This is a genomic window from Sphaerisporangium sp. B11E5 (assembly GCF_039871875.1).
Taxonomy (GTDB): domain Bacteria; phylum Actinomycetota; class Actinomycetes; order Streptosporangiales; family Streptosporangiaceae; genus Sphaerisporangium.
This window is the reverse complement of record NZ_JBDPMD010000001.1, coordinates 489,535-509,698: the sequence shown is the minus strand read 5'-3', so window position 1 is coordinate 509,698 and position 20,164 is coordinate 489,535. Positions and strand designations below refer to the sequence as shown.

Sequence of the window (20,164 nt, the reverse complement as noted above, 5' to 3'; positions counted from 1 at the left end):
GGGCTTTCGGCGAGGAGATGCAGGTGGAATTCGGGATTCTGGGGCCGCTGGAGGCGACCGCGGGCAGCCGGAGACTCGATCTGGGCGGGATCCGGCAGCAGATCGTGCTGGCCGTGCTGTTGCTGGACGCCGGGCGGGTGGTCACCATCGGCCGGCTCATGGAGGCGATCTACGGCGACGACCATCCGACGACGGCCCGCGCACAGGTGCAGATCTGCATCTCGTCGCTGCGCCGTCTGTTCGCCGCCAACGGCAGCCCGGACATCATCGCCACCCAGTCGCTCGGGTACGCCATCCAGGTCGCGCCCGACCAGATCGACATGCAGCGCTTCCACATCGGGGTGCAGCGGGCCCGCCGCGCCCGCGAGACGCGCAACGTCAACGAGGCCATCAAGCACTACCGGGACGCGCTGGCACTGTGGCGGGGCCCGGCGCTGGACGGCATCGACAGCCGGCTCGTGCAGTCGGCGGCCAGCAGGCTCACCGAGGAGCGCGTCGCCGCGCACGAGGACTGCATCCAGCTCGAACTGGACCTCGGCCGGCACCACGAACTGGTGGGCGAGCTGACCGAGCTGGTGGACGACCACCCCCTGCGCGAACGGCTGCGCGGGCAACTGATGACGGCGCTGTACCGCTCGGGCCGCCAGGCCGAGGCGCTGCAGGTGTACCGCAACGCCCGCCGCACGATGATCGAGGAACTCGGCATCGAGCCGAACGAGCGGCTCCAGCAGCTCGAGCACGCGATACTGACCTCCGACGAGAGCCTCGACCTGCCCGCGGCGCCGCGCAAGCCGGACCCGCCCGCGCCGCTCGCGGTGCCGAACGTCCCGGGCATGCTGCCCACCGACATCGCCGACTTCACCGGCCGCACCAAGCAGATCGACGACATCCGGCAGCGTCTCATGCTGGCCACCGAGGAACGGTCACGGTTCGCGGTGCCGATCGTCGTCATCGTCGGCAAACCCGGCGTCGGCAAGTCCACGATCGCGGTGCACGTGTCCCACCGGGTCGGCGAGCGGTTCCCCGACGGGCAGTTGTTCGCTAACCTGCACGGTGCCGCGTCCCGGCCGGTCAGCCCCATGCAGGTCCTGGAGCGTTTCCTGCGGTGCTCGGCGTGCCGGGCACCGGCATCCCGGACGGCCTGGAGGAGCGCGCCGAGATGTACCGGGCGCTGCTGGCGGACCGCCGCATGCTGATCGTGCTGGACGACGCGGGCAGCGAGAGCCAGATCGTCCCGCTGCTGCCCGGCAACCCGGGGTCCGGCGTGATCATCACCAGCCGCAGCCGCCTCGCCGGGCTCGCCGGGGCCACCCACGTCGACGTGGAGATCTTCGACTCCGACCAGTCGGTGGACCTGCTGTCCCGCGTCGCGGGCGCCGAGCGGGTGCGGTCGGAGGTGGAGGCCGCCGAGGCCCTGGCCGAGCTGTGCGGCCACCTGCCGCTGGCGCTGCGCATCGCCGGGGCCCGCCTGTCGGCCCGCCAGCACTGGAGCATCGAGCAGCTCGTCAGCCGCCTCGAGGACGAGACCCGCAGGCTGGACGAACTGAAACACGGCGAGATGGGCATCCGCGCCAGCATCTCCCTCACCTACGAGAGCGCGGGTGCCGACGCGCGGCGGCTGTTCCGGCTGCTGACCGTCCTCGACACCCAGGTGTTCTCCGCGTGGGTGAGCGCCGCCCTGCTGGACCGGCCGCTCAACGACGCGCAGGACCTGATGGACGACCTGGCCGACGCGCAGCTCATCGAGACCACCGGCGCCGGGTACGGCGTGCACAGCCAGTACCGCTTCCACGACCTGATCCGGGTGTTCGCCCGCGAACGCCTGGCCGCCGAGGAGACCCCCGAGGAGCGCAACGCGGCCCTCGCCCGGGTGCTCGGCGGCCTGCTGTTCCTCGCCGAGGCGGCGCACCGCCGCGAGTACGGCGGCGACTACGTGCAGATCCACAGCACCGCGCCGCGCTGGCCGTTGCCGCAGCGCCTGGTGGACCGCCTCGTCGCCTCCCCCCTGCAGTGGTACGAGCGGGAACGCTCGACGCTGGTGTCCGGCATCCGCCAGGCGGCGCAGGCGGGGTTCGTGGAGTTGTGCTGGGACCTCGCGATCAGCTCGGTGACGCTGTTCGAGTCCCGGGTCTACCTGGACGACTGGCGCGAGACCCACGAGATCGCCCTCGCCACCGCACGGCAGGCGTGCGACCGGCGCGGGCAGGCCGCCATGCTGTACTCGCGCGGTTCGCTCTACATCACCCAGCAGCGTTTCGGTGACGCCCGGTGCGACTTCGAGGCCGCGGTGGGCCTGTTCCGCGAGATCGGCGACAGCCAGGGCGCCGCCCTCGTGATCAGGAACATCGGTTTCCTCGACCGGGTCAGCGGCCGTTTCGACGACGCCGAGGCCCATTACCGGCAGGCCCTGGAGATCTTCCGCGCCAACGGCGACCAGGTGGCCTCCGCGTACGTCCTGCACAACCTGGCCCAGCTCCGGCTGGAGTTCGACGACCTGCCGGGGGCGCAACGACTGCTGTCCGAGGCGCTGGACCTGAGCCGCAGCAGCGGCAGCCGCAGAGTGGAGGCCCAGGTGCTCCACCGGATCGGCCAGACCTACCTGCAGTCCGGCCAGTCGGCCCTGGCGGTGGAGGTGCTCAACGAGGCGTTGCTGGTGGTGAGGAACATCGGCGACCCCACCGGCGAGGCCTACGTCCTGCACGGCCTCGGCGTCGCCCGGCTCCGGCGAGGGGAGCTGGCCGAAGCGGAGAGCGCCCTGCGAAGGTCACTGATGCTCGCCGGCACCTCGAACGAGCAACTGGTCGAGGCCCGCGTCCTGCTCGCCCTCGGCGAGCTCTGCGTGACCAGGGACGACGCCTCCCAGGCGGTCATGTACTACGAGCAGGCCCTGGCCCTGTTCGCCAAGATGCACATGCCCCTGCAGGAGGCCCGCACCCTGATCACCCTGAGCGACGCCCACCGCGAACTGGGCGACGACGACGCCGCCCGCGACGCCCTCACCAGGGGCCTGGCCCTGACCGAGCAGCTCGACCCCGTGGTGGCCGCCCAGATCCGCGACCAGCTCACCCGCCTGATGCGCCGCTACGGCCACTGACCCCGGCGCGTCGTCAGCCCGCCGCGACGGTGCGGAGGCTGCGGAGAGGGGCCGGGGCGGGGGCGGTGGAGCCGCGGACGACCAGTTCGGGCTCGAAGAGGAGCTCCTCGGGGTTGACGGAGCCGCCGTCTATCTGGCTGACGAGGAGGGTCACCGCGGCGCGGCCGATGGCCTCGATGGGCTGGCGGACCGTGGTCAGCGGAGGGTTGGTGGAGTTCATGAAGGCGGAGTCGTCGAAGCCGACCACCGAGACGTCGCCGGGGACGGTCATGCCGAGTCTGCGGACGGCCCGGATGGCGCCGAGGGCCAGGGGGTCGCTGGCGCAGATGACGCCGGTCACGCCGTCGCGGACCAGGCGGGTCGTCACCGCCTGGCCGCCCTCCAGGGAGAACAGGCTGCGTTCCACCAGGTCGGGTCCGGCCGCGAGGCCGGCCTTGCGGGCGGCGGCGGTGAAGGCGGCGAGCTTGCGGCGGGAGGGCATGTGGTCCTCCGGCCCGATCACCAGGCCGATGCGCTCGTGGCCGAGGGAGGTCAGGTGGGTGTACGCCTGCTCCACGGCCACGGCGTCGTCGGTGGCGACGCAGGGGAAGCCGAGGTCCTCGGTGGCGGCGTTGACCAGCACCACCGGGAGGCGCAGCTCGCGCAGGCGGTGGTAGTGCTCGTGCGGGGCGTCGGCCTCGGCGTAGTTGCCGCCGGAGAACACCATGCCCGAGACGTGCTGATCCAGCAGCATGCCGACGTAGTCGGACTCCGACAGGCTGCCGGCGGTCCGCGTGCACAGCACAGGCGTGAACCCCCGCTGCGCCAGCGCCCCCCCGAGCACCTCCGCCAGCGCCGGGAAGATCGGGTTCCCGAGATCCGGCAGCACCAGCCCCACCAGCCGCGCCCGCTCCCCCCGCAGCTGCGTGGGCCGTTCGTACCCGAGCACGTCGAGCGCGGTCAGCACGGCCGCCCGCGTGGACTCGGAGACCCCGGGCTTGCCGTTGAGCACCCGGCTGACCGTGGCCTCACTGACCCCGACCTTCTTCGCCACTTCCGCAAGTCGACGTGTCACGTCGCAAGCATAGGGCAAGAAAGTGCGCAATCTCCTGACAGGGCCGTGGACAATGACGAAATCTCCCGCCATAGGCGAGTGCACGCCGCACCGGCGCCGCCCTCACAGCATGATCTGTGCAGCTAGTCTTCCCTGGCCGCCGGACACGTGAGGCTCTACCCGCCGGCCGAGCCGAACGCCACCGGGGACGTACGGCACGTGGCGCTACTTCATGGCCCCCCTGTAACGCGGCGGCAATATTACGCAATCCAGTCGTATTCTTGCGACGGCGGTACGCCGGCTGAGTGCTCAGCGATACGGGTCGAGCGCACGGGCCAGGGTCGCCAGCACGTTCGGCGCGACCACCCCCGGAGTTGCGGTCACCGTGGCGACGGCGGCGGCGTTGGCTCTCAGGCACCCGCGATCCCGGGTCGGGGGGATGCGCCATCTGAGGCCGTCGAGCGTCATCCCGCGGTCGCCGCCGGGCACGACCAGCGCCAACGGGGGCAGCGTCAGGTCCCGTCCCGCTGCCTCGTGCAGGGTGACGCCGACCACGGCGATCCAGGGCGGGTCGGCCTCGGCCGTGGTCGCCGGGCCGACCGTCAAGGTGAACCGCCCGTGCCCGCCGGAGGGGACCAAGAATTCCGTCTCCCTGGTCAGCGTCCCGGGGATGTCCATGTCCTCCGGCACGGCGACGGTGTAGTCCGCCTGCACCCGCAGCGGCCCGCCGATGGCCGAGCAGCCCTGCAACCGCTCCGCGCGTTGCACGAGGATCGTGGCCGACGTGACGAACGCCTCTCCGCTCCCCCGGTTGCGCAGGGAGATGTCCACCAGGGCTCCCCGGACGCCGGCGACACGACGGGGCCGTCCGCCGGAGGTCTCGGTACCGCCCAGCCCGCCCGTGACGGAGACTTGGACCGCCGCGATCTCCAGCAGAGGACGCCGCTCGGCCTCGGCCTGCGCCGCGTCCGCCTGGCGCCTCGCGCTGTTGTCCGCGGACCAGGAGAAGTACAGGGACACGAGACTGACCAGCAGCGCGGCCACGGCGAGCCGCGTGCCCGGCGACGTCCACCGGTCTTCCCCGCCGGCCAGGCCCGTGCGGCGTCTGGGCAGTCCGCCCGCGTCCGGTGGCGTCACGGCCGGACCCGCGCGTCGAGCCGGGCCCGCGGCGCCGGGCCTGGGCGCGTGTGCCGACGGAGCCGGCGCCCGGCAGGGAACATGCGCCTCATCGCTCGATCCGCCTTCCGGTGTCAAGGTCCAGGGCATGGATCAGGTCGCCGCCGGGCTCGGTGTAGCCCGAGTAGGTGTACAGAACGCCGTGGCCCAGGGTCAGCCTGCTCCCCGGCGGCACCTTTGTGGTCCACAGCGGCGCGCCGCTCCCCGTGTCGACGGCGACCACATGGCCGCGGTCATCGCTGGTCGTGGCGTACAGCACTCCGTCGCCGACGACGCCGCTGTCGAGCCGGAGCCGCAGGGGCGACGTCCACCGGACCCGCCCGGTGCGCCGGTCCAGGCCGAGCAGGTCGAACCGGCCGTCGGCGCCGCGGGTGATCAGCGAGGTCACCACGAGGTCGCCGGCGATCCACGTCTGGGGGCCGCCGCCGGTGCGCCGCGGCAGGGTCCAGCGGGTCGCGCCGGTGGCGGGGTCCAGGCCCTGCAGACGGTCGAGGTCGGTGGTGACCAGCACCGCCCGGCTCGCGGCGGCCCACGTCACGTACCGGCGCCACCGCCTGGTCCATGTCCGCTTGCCGTCGCGAAGCCGGTGGACGCCGATCTCGCCGGACTCCGGCCTGGTCACGGCCACGAGGACCTCAGGACCCAGCGGGAGGGTCGTCACGCCCGCCGCGCCGGGGAAGCCGGCCTCCCACACCGGGTGCCCGTCGGAGAGCCGCAGCACGGTCATGCCGTGCCCGTCCCCCTCCCGCCGGTGGTGCGTGACCACGGCCAGCGGCCCGGCGAACTCCACGGAGGACGGATCGCGCAGTGCCAGCGTCCAGGCGGGAGCGCCGTCGGAGGCCCTCAGTGCACCCAGGGCCGATGCCGTGGTGTACAGCACCAGGTCACCGTCGCCGTGGATCGACGGCACGGCGCCCGTCACGCGATGCCGCCACACCGGGTGCCCGGTGGCCGCGTCGAGCGCGACCACCGTCGCGGCGGAGTCACCGTGGGACAGGCACGCGAACACGCGGCCCTGGCCGACGACCAGGTCCGTCGTGATCGTCACCGGCGAGCCGGCCTCCCGGAAATGCCAGATCGGGGCCCCGGTCCGCCCGTCCACGGCCCGGACCGCCCCGGAGTCCTCGCCGAAGTACAGGGCCGGGCCGACGGGCAGCAGGATGTCCCCCAGCCAGGTGATGCGCGCCTTGACCGGCCACATGATCGCGCCGGTGCCGCCCGTGCCGCCGATGCCGGGGGACGGCGGGTGCACCGGCGGGGGGGACGCGTCGGGGCGCGAACGCCAGTACACCAGGCCGGCCGCCCCGGCCGCGATCGCGACGACCCCCGCGGACAACGTCCGCCGTGAGAGGGCGGGCGCGCGTAAGCCGCCCCCGTCATCTCCGGGAACCTGTTCCCCCGCCATCTCGTCCCTTTCCCGCTCTCACGGCGGCAGCCCGAACAGTCGGGGCATGACCACGTGAGGAAGTGAGTCAGGGGCATTGTGGCAGCGGACGCCCCGTCGTGACCGGGAATCCGCCGGGAACGCACGTCAGGGAGAGCCGGGGTGCCGGGGCTGCGGCCCCAGGCGGTTGAGGCGCAGGGCGAGCTGGATCTCCAGGGCGCGGGCGGGGGTCTGCCAGGTGTCGCCGAGGAGGCGGGCCACGCGGTCGAGGCGCTGGGTGACGGTGTTGACGTGGATGTGGAGGCGTTCGGCGGTGCGGGACAGGCTGGCGCCGGAGTCGAAGTAGGTCTCCAGGGTGCGGACGAGGGCGGTGCCGCGGCGGCGGTCGTAGGCGAGGACGGGGCCGATGGCGGAGTCGAGGAAGCCGGTGACGTCGCGGTCGCTGCCGAGCAGGAGGCCGACGAAGCCGAGCTCGGCGGCGCTCGCGCCGTCGCCGGCGCGGCCGAGGGACACCAGGGCCTCGGCGCAGCGGTGCGCCTCGCGGTAGGCGGCGGCGACGGCGGCGGGGCCGCGCACCGGGCCGGCCGCGCCGGCGGTGACGGGGGTGCCGAGGGCGGCGCCGAGCTCGCGGGCGACGCGCTGGGCGGCCGCGCCGGGGTCCATTCCGGGCAGCAGCAGGATGGTCTCCTCGGCCCGCGCGGCCACCAGGCCGTGCCGGGACGCGGCGTCGGCGGACGCCCAGAACGCGGTGCGCCTGCTCGGCGCCTGGTCGCCCGCCCGGTGCCGGGCCACCACGAGGACGTGCGGGGCGTCGAGGTCCACGCCGAGCAGCCGGGCCCGCCCGTACAGCGCGTCGGAGTGCACGTCGCGCCCGGTGAGCAGGTCGTCGAGCAGCTCGCCGCGCACCCGCCCCTCGGCCGCCGCGGCGGTGCGGCGGAACAGCAGCAGCAGCGCGGTGACCAGCGCGGCGCGCTCCAGGATGCGCTGGTCGGTGCCGGACACCTCGCCGGGGGCGCGCAGCACCAGCGTGCCGAGGATCTCCGCGCCAGAGGCGACCGACGTCACCCACAGGTCGCCCCGCTGGACGGTGCGCCCGAGGCCGCGCGAGGCGGCGGCCGCCTCGGCGACCTCCGCCTCGTCCAGGTCGCCGACCGCCCCGACGGCCGCGAGGCGCCGTCCGTCGGCGTCCAGCACGATGAGCGCCCCGCCGAGGATGTCGGTGACGACGGCCGCGACGTCCTCCACCCCGCCGCCGCGCACCACCAGCCCGGTCATCCGGTCGTGCGCCTGCGCCGCCCGCTCCACCGCGGCGCTGCGCGCCTGGATGAGCTGGTTGGCGGCGCTCAGCTCGCCGAGCGCGGTGCGGGTCTCCTCCAGCAGCCGGGCGTTGTCCAGGGCGACGGCGGCGTGCGCGGCCAGCGACCCGAGCAGCGTGACCTCCTCCTGGGCGAACGGCCGGGCGCTGCGGTTGGCGGCGAACAGCACCCCGATGATCTGCGCGCCGAGGCGCATCGGCACCCCGAGGATGGCGACAAGCGCCTCCTCCTTGACCGCGAGGTCGATGTGGGCGCGGTGCCGGAACCGTTCGTCGGCGAAGTAGTCGGGGCTGGCGTACGGGTGGCCGGTCTGCGCCACCAGGCCGCCGAGCCCGGCGCCCATCGGCAGCCGCAGCGCCCGGAACGCGGCCGACACCGAGCCGTCGGTGACCCGCATGTAGGTGTCGCCCTTGTCGGGGTCGTGCAGGGTCATGTAGGAGATGTCGGCGCGCAGCAGCCGCCGCGCCCGCCGCACGATGGCCTCCAGCACCGCGCCGACGTCGCGCAGCCCCGCCAGGTCGCCGGCCGTCTCGAACAGCGCCGACAGCTCGGCCTCGCGCCGCGCGCGGTGCTCGAGCAGGGCGCGCACGCGCAGCGCGGCCAGCTTGGCCCGGTCGAGCTCGGCGAGCACCTCGGGTGCCGCGCCGGCCGCGCGGGCCTCGACGAGCGGGGCCTCGAACTCGACCGGCGGGGCCTCCCTGGCCAGCAGGTCGAGAAAGACGGTGCAGGTCATGGGGTTCATTGTCCCCTTAAGCACGGATTACCCCCGATCCCCCGATGGAGCGGCCCGCCAACGCTAATGAGCCGTCCAGCCGCCGTCGATGGTCAGCGACACACCGGTGATCATGGACGCCTGGGGCGAGCACAGGTACGCCACCGCCTCGGCCACCTCCTCCGGCTCGATGAGGCGCCGGATGGCGGCCGGGGCCAGCATGACGTCCCGCACCACCTGCTCGGGCGCGAGGCCGTGCACGCGGGCCTGGTCGTCGATCTGCCGCTCCACCAGCGGGGTGCGGACGTAGGCGGGGTTGACGCAGTTGGAGGTGACGCCGTGCGGCGCGCCCTCCAGCGCGACCACCTTGGACATGCCCTCCAGCGCGTGCTTGGCGGTCACGTAGGCCACCTTGTACGGCGAGGCGCGCAGGCCGTGCACCGAGGAGATGTTGACGACCCGGCCGTAGCCGCGCTCGTACATGCCGGGCAGCATGCGGCGCAGCAGCCGGAACGGCGCCTCCACCATGATCCGCGTGATCGCGGCGAACGTCTCGGGCGGGAACTCCTCGATCGGCGCGACGTGCTGGAACCCGGCGTTGTTCACCAGGATGTCCACGCCCGCGCAGTCGAGCGCGTCCACCGCCGCCATGTCGGTCAGGTCCGCGGCCACCGCCTCCCCGCCGAGCTCGGCGGCCGCCTCGCGGGCCAGGTCCTCGCGGACGTCCACGATGACGACCCGCGCGCCCGCCGCGGCCAGCCGCCGGGCGCAGGCCAGCCCGATGCCCCCCGCCCCGCCGGTCACCAGGGCCCGGCGGCCGGTGAGGTCCGCCACGGCCTCTGCGGTCACGCTCGTTGAAACCACAGCTCATGCTCCTAGAGAGGTACGCGAATGCGGCGATCTGCCCTGCGGGTGACACCCGGCCGCTACACCGGCGAGCCGACGCCCGTGGGCGCGGGCGCGCCGTCAGGCTCGCCCGCGGCGGACGGCGGTCCCCCCGGCCGCGACCGGCCGGCCCGGCCCTGGAGCAGGTGGCGCGCCGTCCCCCAGACGCCCCTGCGGAACACCAGGACGATGATCACGAAGATGGTGCCGGTGACGATGCCGATGCCCTCGAAGCCGGACGTCACCAGGTAGTCGTTCAGCAGCACCACCAGCGCCGCGCCGAGCACGCCGCCCCACAGCGTGCCGATGCCGCCGAGCACGACCATCATCACGACCTGCCCTGAGGTGGTCCAGTAGACGCTCTCCAGGGAGGCGAAGCCGTGTCCGAGGGCGAACAGCCCGCCCGCGAGGCCGGACAGCAGGGCCGACAGCACGAAGGCGAGCAGCTTGTACCGTTGCACGGGGTAGCCGAGGGCCTGGGCGCGGGCCGGGTTGTCGCGCACCGACACCAGCACCCGGCCGAACGGCGAGCGCACGATGCGCCAGGCGGCGAGGAAACCGAGCAGCACCAGCGGCAGCGCGGCGTAGTAGAAGACGAACGAGTCCGACAGGTCCAGCCCGAACAGCTCGCGCGGCACGCCCTGCAGGCCGTTCTCGCCGCCGGTCAGGTCACGCCACTGGTTGACCACGAAGTAGATCATCTGGGCGAACGCCAGGGTCACCATGGCGAAGTAGATGCCGCGCAGCCGCACCGACAGGTAGCCCACCGGCACCGCGAGCACCGCCGCGAACAGCGCGCCGCCGAGCACGGCGAGAGGGAACGGCAGCCCGGCACGCAGCGCGAGCAGGCCGGCGACGTACGCCGACGAACCCCAGAACGCGGCGTGGCCGAACGACAGCAGGCCGGTGAAGCCGAGCAGCAGGTCCAGCGCGGCGGCGAACAGCGCCCAGCAGGCGATGTCCAGGGCGACCGGCGGGTAGATCATCCAGGGCAGCGCGAGGGCCGCCACCAGCCCGGCGGCGAGCAGCAGCGGCCGGGCGGCCAACCGGGAGAGGATCACGACAGCGCCTCCTCGCGCCCGAAAAGACCGGCCGGGCGCCACAGCAGCACGGCGGCCATGAGGATGAAGACCAGGGTCTGGGACAGCGCCGGGACGTACAGGTTGCCGAGCGCGGAGACCAGCCCGATCGCGAAGCCCGCGGCCACCGAGCCGAAGATCGAGCCGAGCCCGCCGATGACCACCACCGCGAACACCGTGATGATCAGGTCGGCGCCCATCAGCGGGTTGACCGCCCGCATGGGGGCGGCGAGCACCCCGGCCAGCCCGGCGAGGGCGATGCCGAACCCGAACACCGGGGTCACCCAGCGGCCGACGTCCACGCCGAGGGCCCGGGTCAGCTCCGGCCGTTCGGTGGCCGCGCGGACGATCATGCCGACCCGGGTGCGGGTCAGCACCAGCCACACCGCCGCGCACAGCACCAGCGACACCGCCAGCACGAACACCTGGTAGGCGGGGTAGGTGAACAACCCGAGGTCCACCGTGCCCTCCAGCAGCGCGGGCCGGGGGTACGGCTGGGACTGCACGCCGTACTCCCGCTTGACGAGGTCCTGCAGGATCAGCGCCAGGCCGAAGGTGAACAGGAAGTTGTACAGCGGGTCCAGCGGCGCCAGCCTGCGGACGAACAGCCGCTCGAGCAGCACCCCGGCGAGCCCGAGGGCGAGGGGGACGGCGACCAGCGAGATCCAGAAGTTCACGCCGAACGAGTCCAGCAGCACGTACGACCCGAACGCGCCCAGCATGTAGAAGGCACCGTGGGCGAAGTTGACGACGCCGAGCATGCCGAAGATGACGGCGAGACCGAGGGCGAGCATGGCGTAGAAGGCGCCGCCGACCAGGCCGTTGAACGCCTGTTGGAGCACGGTGACCTCCAGGTGAGGGGCGGGCGTCCCCGCCGGCCGGAGCCGGGCGCGCCGCGCGAGGGCGGCGCGCCCGGCGGGGATCAGAGCTTGCAGGCCGGGTCGGGGGCCTGGAACGCCTGGTCGGCGGGGATGGTGCTGAGGATCTTCTCGTAGTCCCACGGCTCGGCGACCTCGCTGGACGGCTTGACCTGCGCGAGGTACACGTCGTGCAGCAGCAGGTGGTCCTGCGCGCGGATGGTGCCGTTGCGGGCGAAGACGTCCTCGAACTTGTAGCCCTCCAGTTGCTTCACCACCGCGTCGGCGCCGTCGGTGCCCGCGCGCTGCACGGCCTCCAGGTACTGCAGGGCGGCGGAGTAGTTGGCGGCGTTGGGGAAGCTCGGCCGCTTGCCTGCGGCTGTCTGGAACTTGTCGGACCACGCGCGGTTCTCCGGCGAGCCGTTCCAGTACCAGGCGTCGGTGAACTTGGTGCCGGCGAGGGCGTCGGAGCCGAGCGAGTGGATGTCGGTGATGAACATCAGCCCGACCGCCAGGCCGATGCCCTTGTCCCGCAGCTTGTACTCGTTGTACTGCTTCACCAGGTTGACCAGGTCGCCGCCGGCCTGCATGGTGCCGAGCACCTCGGGCTTGGGGTCGAGGCCCGGGGCCTTGAGCAGGAACGTCGAGAAGTTGTCGTTGGGGAACGGCGCGGGGTCGCTCTGCACGACCGTGCCCCCGGCGCCCTGGACGGCGGCGGAGAAGTTCTTCTGCATGTCCTGCCCGAACGCGTAGTCGGGGTAGACGATGTACCAGTTCTTCGCGCCGTCCTTGGTCACCGTGTCACCGGTGCCGTGGGCCAGCATGTAGGTGTTGTAGCCGTAGTGGAAGGTGTACTTGTTGCACTGCGCGACCTCCAGCTCGGTGGTGGCGGCGCCGATGTCCATGAAGATCTTCTTCTTGGCCTTGGCGACGCCCGCCACCGCGAGCGCGGCGGCTGACGACGGCACGTCCAGGATGATGTCGGCGCGCTGCCGGTCGTACAGCTCCTGGGCCTTGGAGTTGGCGATTTCCGGCTTGTTCTGGTGGTCGGCCGACAGCACCTCGATGTCCTTCACGACGGCCTTGTCGCCGTACTTGGCCTTGTAGTCGGCGACGGCCATCTTGACGGCCTCGACGCTGCTCTTGCCCGACAGGTCGGCGTAGACACCCGACTGGTCGTTCAGCACGGCCAGCACGACCTTGCCGTCGCTGATCTTGTCGGCGCTCCCCCCGGCGCCCGGCCCTCCGGCACACCCGGCGATCGTGGCCCCTGCTACGACCACAGCGGCGGCCGCTCGGCCCAGAGCTCTCATTTCCTGTTCTCCTGTCCGGTTTTTCATCGAAGCGGGGGTCAGATGCCCAGGTAGTCGAGCAGCTCGTGCTCCCTGGCCCGCATCTGGTCGTTGTCGAGGGACTCCACGACCCGTCCCTCGGCGATCAGGTAGTGGCGGTCGGCCACGGTGGCGGCGAAGTGGACGTTCTGCTCGATCAGCAGGACGGTGCCGCCCTCCCGCCTGACCTCGCGCAGGATGTCGCCGATCTGCCGCACGATCAGCGGCGACAGGCCCTCGGTGGGCTCGTCGCACAGCAGCAGCCGCGCGCCCATGCGCAGCACCCGCGCCAGGGCCAGCATCTGCTGCTCACCGCCGGACAGCTTGGTGCCGGGGAACGAGCGCCGCTCCCGCAGGCGGGGGAACGTCTCGTACACCTTGGCCAGCGGCCACGGGCTCGGGCCGACGGCCGGCGGCAGCGTCAGGTTCTCCTCGACGGTGAGCGTGGAGTACACCCCGCGGTCGTCGGGCACGTAGCCGAGGCCGCGCCGGGCCCGCTTGTGCGCGGGCAGGCGGGTGACGTCCTCGCCGAGGAACTCCACCGTCCCGGAGAAACGGCCCTGCAGGCCCATGAGGCAGCGCAGCAGCGTGGTCTTGCCCGCGCCGTTGCGGCCGACCAGTGTGACGATCTCGCCCTGGCCGACCTCCAGGGACACCTCGCGCAGCACCTGCGCCTCGCCGTACCAGGCGGACAGGCCGCGGGTGGCGAGGAGCGGCGCGTCAGTCTTCGGCATGGGCGTCTCCCAGGTAGGCGGCGACGACGCGGGGGTCGTGGCGGATCTCGGCGTACGGCCCCTCGGCCAGCACCCGCCCGCTCTGCAGCACGGTGACCCGGTCGGCGAGGCTGGACACGACGTTCATGTTGTGCTCCACCATGACGACGGTGCGGCCGGCCCGGACCTTGCGGATCAGCTCCACCGTGCGGTCGACGTCCTCGACGCCCATGCCGGCGGTCGGCTCGTCGAGCAGCAGCACCTTGGGGTCCAGGGCCAGGGCGAGGGCCAGCTCCAGGGCGCGCTTGTGGCCGTAGGCGAGGGTGCCCGCCGGGGTGGCGGCGTGCCCGGCCAGCCCCACCTCGTCCAGCAGCTCCATGGCGCGGGCGCCGTGGCGGTCGAGAAGGCGCTCGGAGCGCCAGAACCGCCAGGTGAGGCCGGTGGGCCCGGCGAGGGCCAGCTCGACGTGCTCGCGCGGGGTCATCTGGGGGAACAGGCTGGTGATCTGGAACGACCGGGCGACGCCGAGCCGGGCGACCTGCTCGGGCCGCCGGCCCGCCAGCTCGTGGGCGCCGAGGGTGATGCGCCCGGCGGTGGGCGTGAGGAAGCCGGTCAGCAGGTTGAACAGCGTGGTCTTGCCCGCGCCGTTCGGGCCGACCAGGGCGTGCACGCTGCCCTCGGCGACGTCCAGGTCCACGCCGTCGACGGCGCGGAAGCCGCGGAACTCCTTGGCCAGACCCCGCGCTCGCAGGACCGGACCGTCCATGCGGGCCTCCTCGTCTCGTGGTTTCGTCCAGATCACCCCGGGGTTAACGGACGAAGTCGTCGTGTTCGGGGACACTAGGTGAGGCCGGGACGGCGTTCCATGTGGCTCGGCCCTACATTCGGCGCTCCCGCCGTGGAGACCGCGCACATGAGACCCAGGTCAGCGAGGGGTCACGCGGAAACCGGCCGGTATGTGTGGACCGCCCACGTAACCGTTCTGTCACCACCGGCGGCGCCGTGCGGGTCGCGCCGAGGGCCCCGGCCATGGAGGGCGGGCCGGCGCATGGGGCCCGCCGACACATCGGGCCGGGCGATTGTGGGGATCGGGGACGTGGCCCACCTCACAGGCGGTGGCCACCATGGCGGCAGTCCCCGTTCATGAGGAGTTCCCATGCCATCCATCCGACACCGGCCCGCCCGGGTGCTCGGTGTGGCGACGGCGGCGGCCGCCGTCGCGTGCCTGCTCGGCCCGGCGCCGGGCGCCGCCGCGTCCGCCTGCGGCCGCCTCGGCCACATCAAGGTCCCCGGGGCGCAGATGCAGATCTCCGCCTGCCTTCCCGACCTGACCACCGCGGCCACGGTCGCCTCCGGGCACTCGGTGGCGGCCGACTGGGCCGGGCTGACCCCGGCGGGCGCCGTCAACCCCACGGGTGTGCCGGGCGCGCAGATCGACGGCTACTTCCCCGACACCTCCACCGCCAACACCACCCGCGGCTGGAACCACGACAGCCAGTTCGTGATCCGGCTGCCCGAGCGCTGGAACGGCGGCCTGGTGGTCGCCGGGACGCCAGGGGTGCGGCGGCAGTACGCCAACGACTTCGCCGTCTCCGACTGGGTGCTGTCCCTCGGGTACGCCTACGCCGCCACCGACAAGGGCAACACCGGCGCCGACTTCCACAAGGACGGCACGCGGCCGGGCGACGCCATCGTCGAGTGGAACCACCGGGTCACCCAGCTCACCCGCGCCGCCAAGGCCGTGGTCGCCCAGCGGTACGGCAAGGCGCCGCGCCGGACGTACGCGGCGGGCATCTCCAACGGCGGCTACCTGGTGCGGTGGCAACTGGAGAACCACCCCGAGCTGTACACCGGCGGCGTGGACTGGGAGGGCACGCTGTGGCGGGCCAAGGGCCCCAACCTGCTGACCTCGCTGCCCACGACGCTGAGGGAGTACCCGAAGTACGCGGCCACCGGCGACGCCGCCGCGCACGACGCGATCATCGCAGCGGGCTTCGCCCCCGGGTCCGAGCCGCTGTGGGACTACCACCACAAGGTGTACTGGGACCTCACCCAGCGCATCTACCGTGAGGAGCTGGACCCCGGCTACGACGGCGCCACCCAGGCGGGCACGCCGTTCTGCGCCCCCGGCACGCCGGCCTGCGACGCCGACTACGACTACGCCGCCCGCCCCGCCGCGGTGCGTGAGGCCGTGCGGCGCATCGAGCTCACCGGGCGCATCGGCCGGCCGCTGATCACCTTGCACGGCACGCTGGACACCCTGCTGCCCATCGGCGAGGACTCCGACGTGTACGACAAGCTGATCCGCGAGCAGGGCCGCGACTCGCTGCACCGGTACTACCGCATCGAGGGCGGCAACCACGTGGACGGGTTGTACGACGCCTTCCCCGGCCTGCTGCGCCCCATCCTGCCGTGCTTCCGCAGCGCCTTCACCGCCCTGGCCGGCTGGACCTCCGGCGGGCAGGCCCCGCCCGCCGACGCCACCCTGCCCCGCCCGGCCTCCGGCGACCTGGCCAACACCTGCTCGCTGCGCTGACCCGCGGTGACGTCCGGCCGGGAGGCGAGCCCGCCCTCCCGGCCGGATCCGGTTGGGACGCCAGCTCCTCCGGCGTGGCGCGCCGCGGCGACGATGCCCTCACCCGGCCCGAGACTACGCGTGGTCGAATCATGACCCTCCGTGTTCGTCTCCCCGAGGAGGACATCACCGTGACAACCATGGATCGGCGCGGGTTCGCCCGGCTCGCCGGGCTCGGCGCCGCCGGCACCCTCGCCGCCGGCGTGGCCGCCCCGCCCGCCCGCGCCCTCGCCGGGCCCGCGCTGCCGGCCGCCCCTGCCCTCGCGCCGCACGGCCCGGCGCACTGGCGCACCTGCCTGGACGTCGCCCGCGACCTGCTGCTGGTGGACCGCGACGGCACGGACCTCAAGCTGCGCTACCTGGAGGTCCTCATCGACAGGGGCCTGCCGCGCACCCGCTCCCCCAAGCGGGTGCTGGTCGTCGGGGCGGGCATCGCCGGGCTGGTGGCCGCCACGCTGCTCAAGCGGGCCGGGCACCGGGTCACCGTCATCGAGGCCAACGGCAACCGTGTCGGCGGGCGCATCAAGACCTTCACCACCGGCTTCGCCGACCCGCTGCAGTACGCCGAGGCGGGGGCCATGCGCATCCCCGACTTCCACCCCCTCACCCTGGCGCTCGTCGACAAGCTCGGCATCAGGCGCCGCCCGTTCTACAACGTCGACGTGCGGCCGGGCGCCGTCCCGCACGGCCCGATCCCCCCGGTCGTGTACACGTCGCGGCACGGCGAGGTGTGGCGGTCCGCCCCGCCGCGCGGCCGGTTCGAGGCTCCCGAGCGGCTCAACCACACCTGGATCAGGGCCAACGGCATCCAGCAGCGCCGCGACGGGTACGCGGCGGACCCCCGGCGGATCAACGCGTCGTTCGGGCTGCGGGACCGCAGGACCACCGCGCAGATCCTCGACGAGGCGCTCGACCCGGTGCGCGACCTGATCTCGGTGGTGCGCGACGGGCGCCGCGTGGACAAGCCGCTGCCCGAGCTGATCAAGGGCTGGGCGCAGGTGCTGTACCGCTTCGACGGCTACTCGATGCACCGTTTCCTCACCGAGCACGCCAAGCTGAGCGACGCCGCGGTGGACGCCGTGGGCACCCTGGAGAACCTCACCTCCCGGCTGCCGCTGGCGTTCATGCACACCTTCCTCACCCGCAGCCTGGTCAACCCGGCCGCCACCTACTGGGAGCTCGCCGGGGGGAGCCGCACCCTTCCGTACCGGCTGGAGCCGGGGCTGCACGACGACATCCACCTGGACCGCAGGGCCGTGCGCATCGAGACCTCCGGGAGCGGGGTGCGCGTCGAGACGGTCAGCGAGCGGGGCAGCGACGAGTCCGCGTCCGCGCCGCAGCGCCCCGCCGAGACGTTCCGCGGCGACGTGGCGATCATCACGATCCCCTTCCCCGCGCTGCGGCACGTCGAGATCGCGCCCGCCCTGTCGTACGGCAAGCGGCGCGCGATCATGGAGCTGCACTACGACTCGGCGACCAAGGTGCTGCTGGAGTTCCGCAGGCGGTGGTGGGAGTTCACCGAGGGGGACTGGAAGCGCGAGCTCGGCTCCCGGTACCGCCCGGGGCCGGCCACGCACGTGACGGGGGGCGGTTCGGTGGCCGACAACGCCAACCGGTTCACCTACTACCCCTCGCACCGGGTGCCCGGCAGCGAGGGCGGGGTGGTGCTGGCGAGTTACGTCTGGGCGGACGACGCGGCGCGCTGGGACTCCATGGACGACCGGGAGCGGTACTCCTACGCGTTGCGCGGCCTGCAGGAGGTGCACGGCGACCGGATCGCCGAGTTCTACACCGGCCGCGGGCAGACGCAGAGCTGGCTGCGCAACCGCTACGCGTTCGGCGAGGCCGCCGTCTTCACCCCCGGGCAGATGACCGAGATCCACCCGTTCATCCCGGTGCCTGAGGGGCCGCTGCACTTCGCGGGCGAGCACACCTCGCTCAAGCACGCCTGGATCGAGGGTTCGCTGGAGTCCGCGGTGCGGGCGGCGCTCGAGGTCCACGGCTGACGCGGCCCGCTCCCCTGGTGGCGGGCCGGCTCCGCGCCGCCCGGAACCGCGGCGACCGGAGCCGCCACCAGGCTCGTGGATGTACCCCGATCACCCATTACGGCATTCTGTATACGGTACACAGTTAGTCCAGAATCGGTACCGGAACCGCCAAACCCCTGGTCAACGCTCGTGAAACACGCAGGTCAGGTGGTACTTTTCAGGTATTGCCCGGAGGGAGGCGAGCCGTCGGCGGCCCAGTGGGTACGTGGCCTCGGGCGGCGGGCGCCCCGAGTCGTATGACTGTCGCGTCCGCAGCACCGATCACCACGTGACCTTCGGCAAAGCATGCAAAACGACAACCAAACGATCTTCGGGACCAGGTGTGGAAAGCGCTGTCCCGGCTACCCCCCACTCTACGCCCACGTCGGCGTGAGGCCGCCCGGCCGGGGACCGCCATCGCGCCGGGCCCCGTGAGGAAGCCCAGATGACGGAGAGCCAATCCGCACGCGGCGGACGATGTCCGGTGCCCTTGCGATGGCGGCCGCGGTCGATCCGCGGCCGCGTCACCCTGCTGGTGAGCCTCCTCGCCATCCTGCTGCTCGTCCCCTCGGGCATTCTCGCGGGCATCATCGCACGCCAGTCCGTCACCAACGCCGTGTGGCTCGACGCGCGGCAGCAGGCGTCCCTCACCGCGGCCGCCGACCGCCTCCACCGGCTCACCGAGACCGTCAGGCCCACCGTCCCCGGCATCGAACTCGTCCAGGTGGTCAGCGCGAGCGGACGCGTGGTCGCGGCCAGCCCGTCCACCAAGGGCCTTCCGCCGCTCGGCAAGGTGTTCCCCAGCGCCGCCGACCCCCAGCGCGACGTGTGGACCTGCACAGGCACCCGGGTCGGGTGCGTGCGCCTGTCCGCGCAGCGGGTCACCGCCGCCCCGGATTCCGATGTCGTCTACGCAGGGAGACCCGCGGTGTCGGACACCTCCACCAGTGCCATCGACTCGCTGTTCGCCACCCAGGGAACCGTGCTCATCTTCCTGGCCGTCGCGACCACCTGGAAGGTCACCGGGCGCACACTGCGGCCGGTGGAGGCCATCCGCGCCGAGCTCGCCGCCATCAACGTCAACGACCTGAGCAGCCGCGTACCCGAACCCGAGGGGGACGACGAGATCGCCCGGCTGGCACGCACCATCAACAGCACGCTCGCGCGGCTGGAGGCCGCGCGGCTGCGCACCGAGCACGCGCTCAACCAGCAGCGGCGGTTCGCCGCCGACGCCTCCCACGAGCTGCGCACCCCCGTGGCGGGCATCCGGGCCCAGTTGGAGGAGGCGCAGCTCCACCCCGAGGAGACCGACCTCGACGAACTGCTGTCCCTGACGCTGCGGGACGTGGACCGGCTGCAGGCCATCATCACCGACCTGCTGCTGCTCGCCCGGGTCGGGGCCTCCAGCCCCGAGCTGCGGGAACAGGCCGACCTGTCGGCCATCGTGCGGGCGGAGCTGGACCGGCACGACGGACGGCCCGGGGTGCGGCTCGCGCTGATGCCCGGGGTCACGATCGACGCCGTGCACACGCAGATCGGCCGGGTCGTCACCAACCTGCTGGACAACGCCCAGCGGCACGCCAAGAGCACCGTGCTGGTCGAGGTCCGCCGCCGGGGGAACCATGCCGAGCTGGTGGTGGACGACGACGGCGACGGCATCGCCGAGGTCGACCGGGAGCGGGTGTTCGAACGGTTCACGCGGCTCGACTCGGCCCGCAGCCGCGACCGGGGCGGCACGGGCCTCGGCCTCGCCATCGCCCGCGACATCGCCGAGGCACACAACGGCACCATCGAGGCCTGCGCGTCCCCCCTCGGCGGCGCCCGGCTGATCCTTCGGCTCCCCCTCGCCGCGCCGGAACGACGGTCCACCGTGGAGGGATGCCGAACGGACGGGCGATCCTCCCCCGTTAACGGCTGATCGCGCTTTACAATGTGGCAAACCCGCAAATTCTTCGATCGTCATGGCGAGGGGACCGGAGCCC

General features: G+C 72.9%; 15 protein-coding genes. 5 read left to right on the top strand and 10 right to left on the bottom strand.

Features of this window, described 5'->3' with window-relative positions; all coding sequences use genetic code 11:
- Positions 1 to 23 precede the first annotated feature (23 nt).
- Both ABGB17_RS01970 and ABGB17_RS01965 read left to right on the top strand, forming a co-directional pair.
- Positions 24 to 1,196, top strand: coding sequence for a BTAD domain-containing putative transcriptional regulator (locus ABGB17_RS01970; RefSeq protein ID WP_347625934.1), 1,173 nt, complete (start codon positions 24 to 26; stop codon positions 1,194 to 1,196).
- Positions 1,106 to 3,094, top strand: a complete 1,989-nt coding sequence (locus tag ABGB17_RS01965) for a tetratricopeptide repeat protein (protein WP_347625933.1) — start codon at positions 1,106 to 1,108, stop codon at positions 3,092 to 3,094. The genes ABGB17_RS01970 and ABGB17_RS01965 overlap by 91 nt, the downstream gene beginning before the upstream one ends.
- Before the next feature lie 13 nt (positions 3,095 to 3,107).
- On the opposite strand, the gene ABGB17_RS01960 is transcribed toward ABGB17_RS01965, so the two are convergent.
- The 10 genes from ABGB17_RS01960 to ABGB17_RS01915 all read right to left on the bottom strand — a co-directional run bounded on the left by ABGB17_RS01960 (position 3,108) and on the right by ABGB17_RS01915 (position 14,346).
- Positions 3,108 to 4,148 carry a LacI family DNA-binding transcriptional regulator gene (locus ABGB17_RS01960; protein WP_347625932.1) on the bottom strand — a complete coding sequence of 347 codons (1,041 nt, stop codon included), beginning with the start codon at positions 4,146 to 4,148 and terminating at the stop codon, positions 3,108 to 3,110.
- A gap of 288 nt (positions 4,149 to 4,436) precedes the next feature.
- The gene (locus tag ABGB17_RS01955; protein ID WP_347625931.1) at positions 4,437 to 5,264 is read right to left on the bottom strand and encodes a hypothetical protein; all 828 of its coding nucleotides are present in this window, start codon (positions 5,262 to 5,264) and stop codon (positions 4,437 to 4,439) included.
- Positions 5,265 to 5,352: 88 nt separating this feature from the next.
- Entirely contained in the window at positions 5,353 to 6,639 is a 1,287-nt protein-coding gene (locus tag ABGB17_RS01950) for a PQQ-binding-like beta-propeller repeat protein (protein WP_347625930.1), read from the bottom strand.
- A 195-nt stretch (positions 6,640 to 6,834) separates the two neighbouring features.
- Positions 6,835 to 8,736, bottom strand: coding sequence for a helix-turn-helix domain-containing protein (locus ABGB17_RS01945; RefSeq protein WP_347625929.1), 1,902 nt, complete (start codon positions 8,734 to 8,736; stop codon positions 6,835 to 6,837).
- A gap of 63 nt (positions 8,737 to 8,799) precedes the next feature.
- Positions 8,800 to 9,564 carry a 3-hydroxybutyrate dehydrogenase gene (locus ABGB17_RS01940; protein ID WP_347625928.1) on the bottom strand — a complete coding sequence of 255 codons (765 nt, stop codon included), beginning with the start codon at positions 9,562 to 9,564 and terminating at the stop codon, positions 8,800 to 8,802.
- Between the two features lie 77 nt (positions 9,565 to 9,641).
- Positions 9,642 to 10,661 (bottom strand): branched-chain amino acid ABC transporter permease, encoded by a 1,020-nt coding sequence (locus ABGB17_RS01935; protein WP_347625927.1) that lies wholly within the window; start codon positions 10,659 to 10,661, stop codon positions 9,642 to 9,644.
- A complete protein-coding gene (locus tag ABGB17_RS01930; protein ID WP_347625926.1) occupies positions 10,658 to 11,521 on the bottom strand; it encodes a branched-chain amino acid ABC transporter permease in 864 nt (287 codons plus the stop codon). The genes ABGB17_RS01935 and ABGB17_RS01930 overlap by 4 nt, the downstream gene beginning before the upstream one ends.
- 80 nt (positions 11,522 to 11,601) lie before the next feature.
- A complete protein-coding gene (locus ABGB17_RS01925) occupies positions 11,602 to 12,849 on the bottom strand; it encodes an ABC transporter substrate-binding protein (protein WP_347625925.1) in 1,248 nt (415 codons plus the stop codon).
- A gap of 38 nt (positions 12,850 to 12,887) precedes the next feature.
- Positions 12,888 to 13,601, bottom strand: a complete 714-nt coding sequence (locus tag ABGB17_RS01920) for an ABC transporter ATP-binding protein (RefSeq protein ID WP_347625924.1) — start codon at positions 13,599 to 13,601, stop codon at positions 12,888 to 12,890.
- Positions 13,588 to 14,346, bottom strand: a complete 759-nt coding sequence (locus tag ABGB17_RS01915; protein ID WP_347625923.1) for an ABC transporter ATP-binding protein — start codon at positions 14,344 to 14,346, stop codon at positions 13,588 to 13,590. Before ABGB17_RS01915 ends, ABGB17_RS01920 begins: the two co-directional genes overlap by 14 nt.
- 390 nt (positions 14,347 to 14,736) lie before the next feature.
- On the opposite strand from ABGB17_RS01915, the gene ABGB17_RS01910 reads away from it, so the two are divergent.
- The 3 genes from ABGB17_RS01910 (at position 14,737) to ABGB17_RS01900 (ending at position 20,100) form a co-directional block, all read left to right on the top strand.
- Entirely contained in the window at positions 14,737 to 16,116 is a 1,380-nt protein-coding gene (locus ABGB17_RS01910) for a tannase/feruloyl esterase family alpha/beta hydrolase (RefSeq protein ID WP_347625922.1), read from the top strand.
- 179 nt (positions 16,117 to 16,295) lie between these two features.
- Positions 16,296 to 18,161 carry an FAD-dependent oxidoreductase gene (locus ABGB17_RS01905; protein ID WP_347625965.1) on the top strand — a complete coding sequence of 622 codons (1,866 nt, stop codon included), beginning with the start codon at positions 16,296 to 16,298 and terminating at the stop codon, positions 18,159 to 18,161.
- Positions 18,162 to 18,666: 505 nt separating this feature from the next.
- Complete coding sequence (locus tag ABGB17_RS01900; protein WP_347625921.1) at positions 18,667 to 20,100, top strand: HAMP domain-containing sensor histidine kinase; 1,434 nt, start codon at positions 18,667 to 18,669, stop codon at positions 20,098 to 20,100.
- Positions 20,101 to 20,164: the final 64 nt, after the last annotated feature.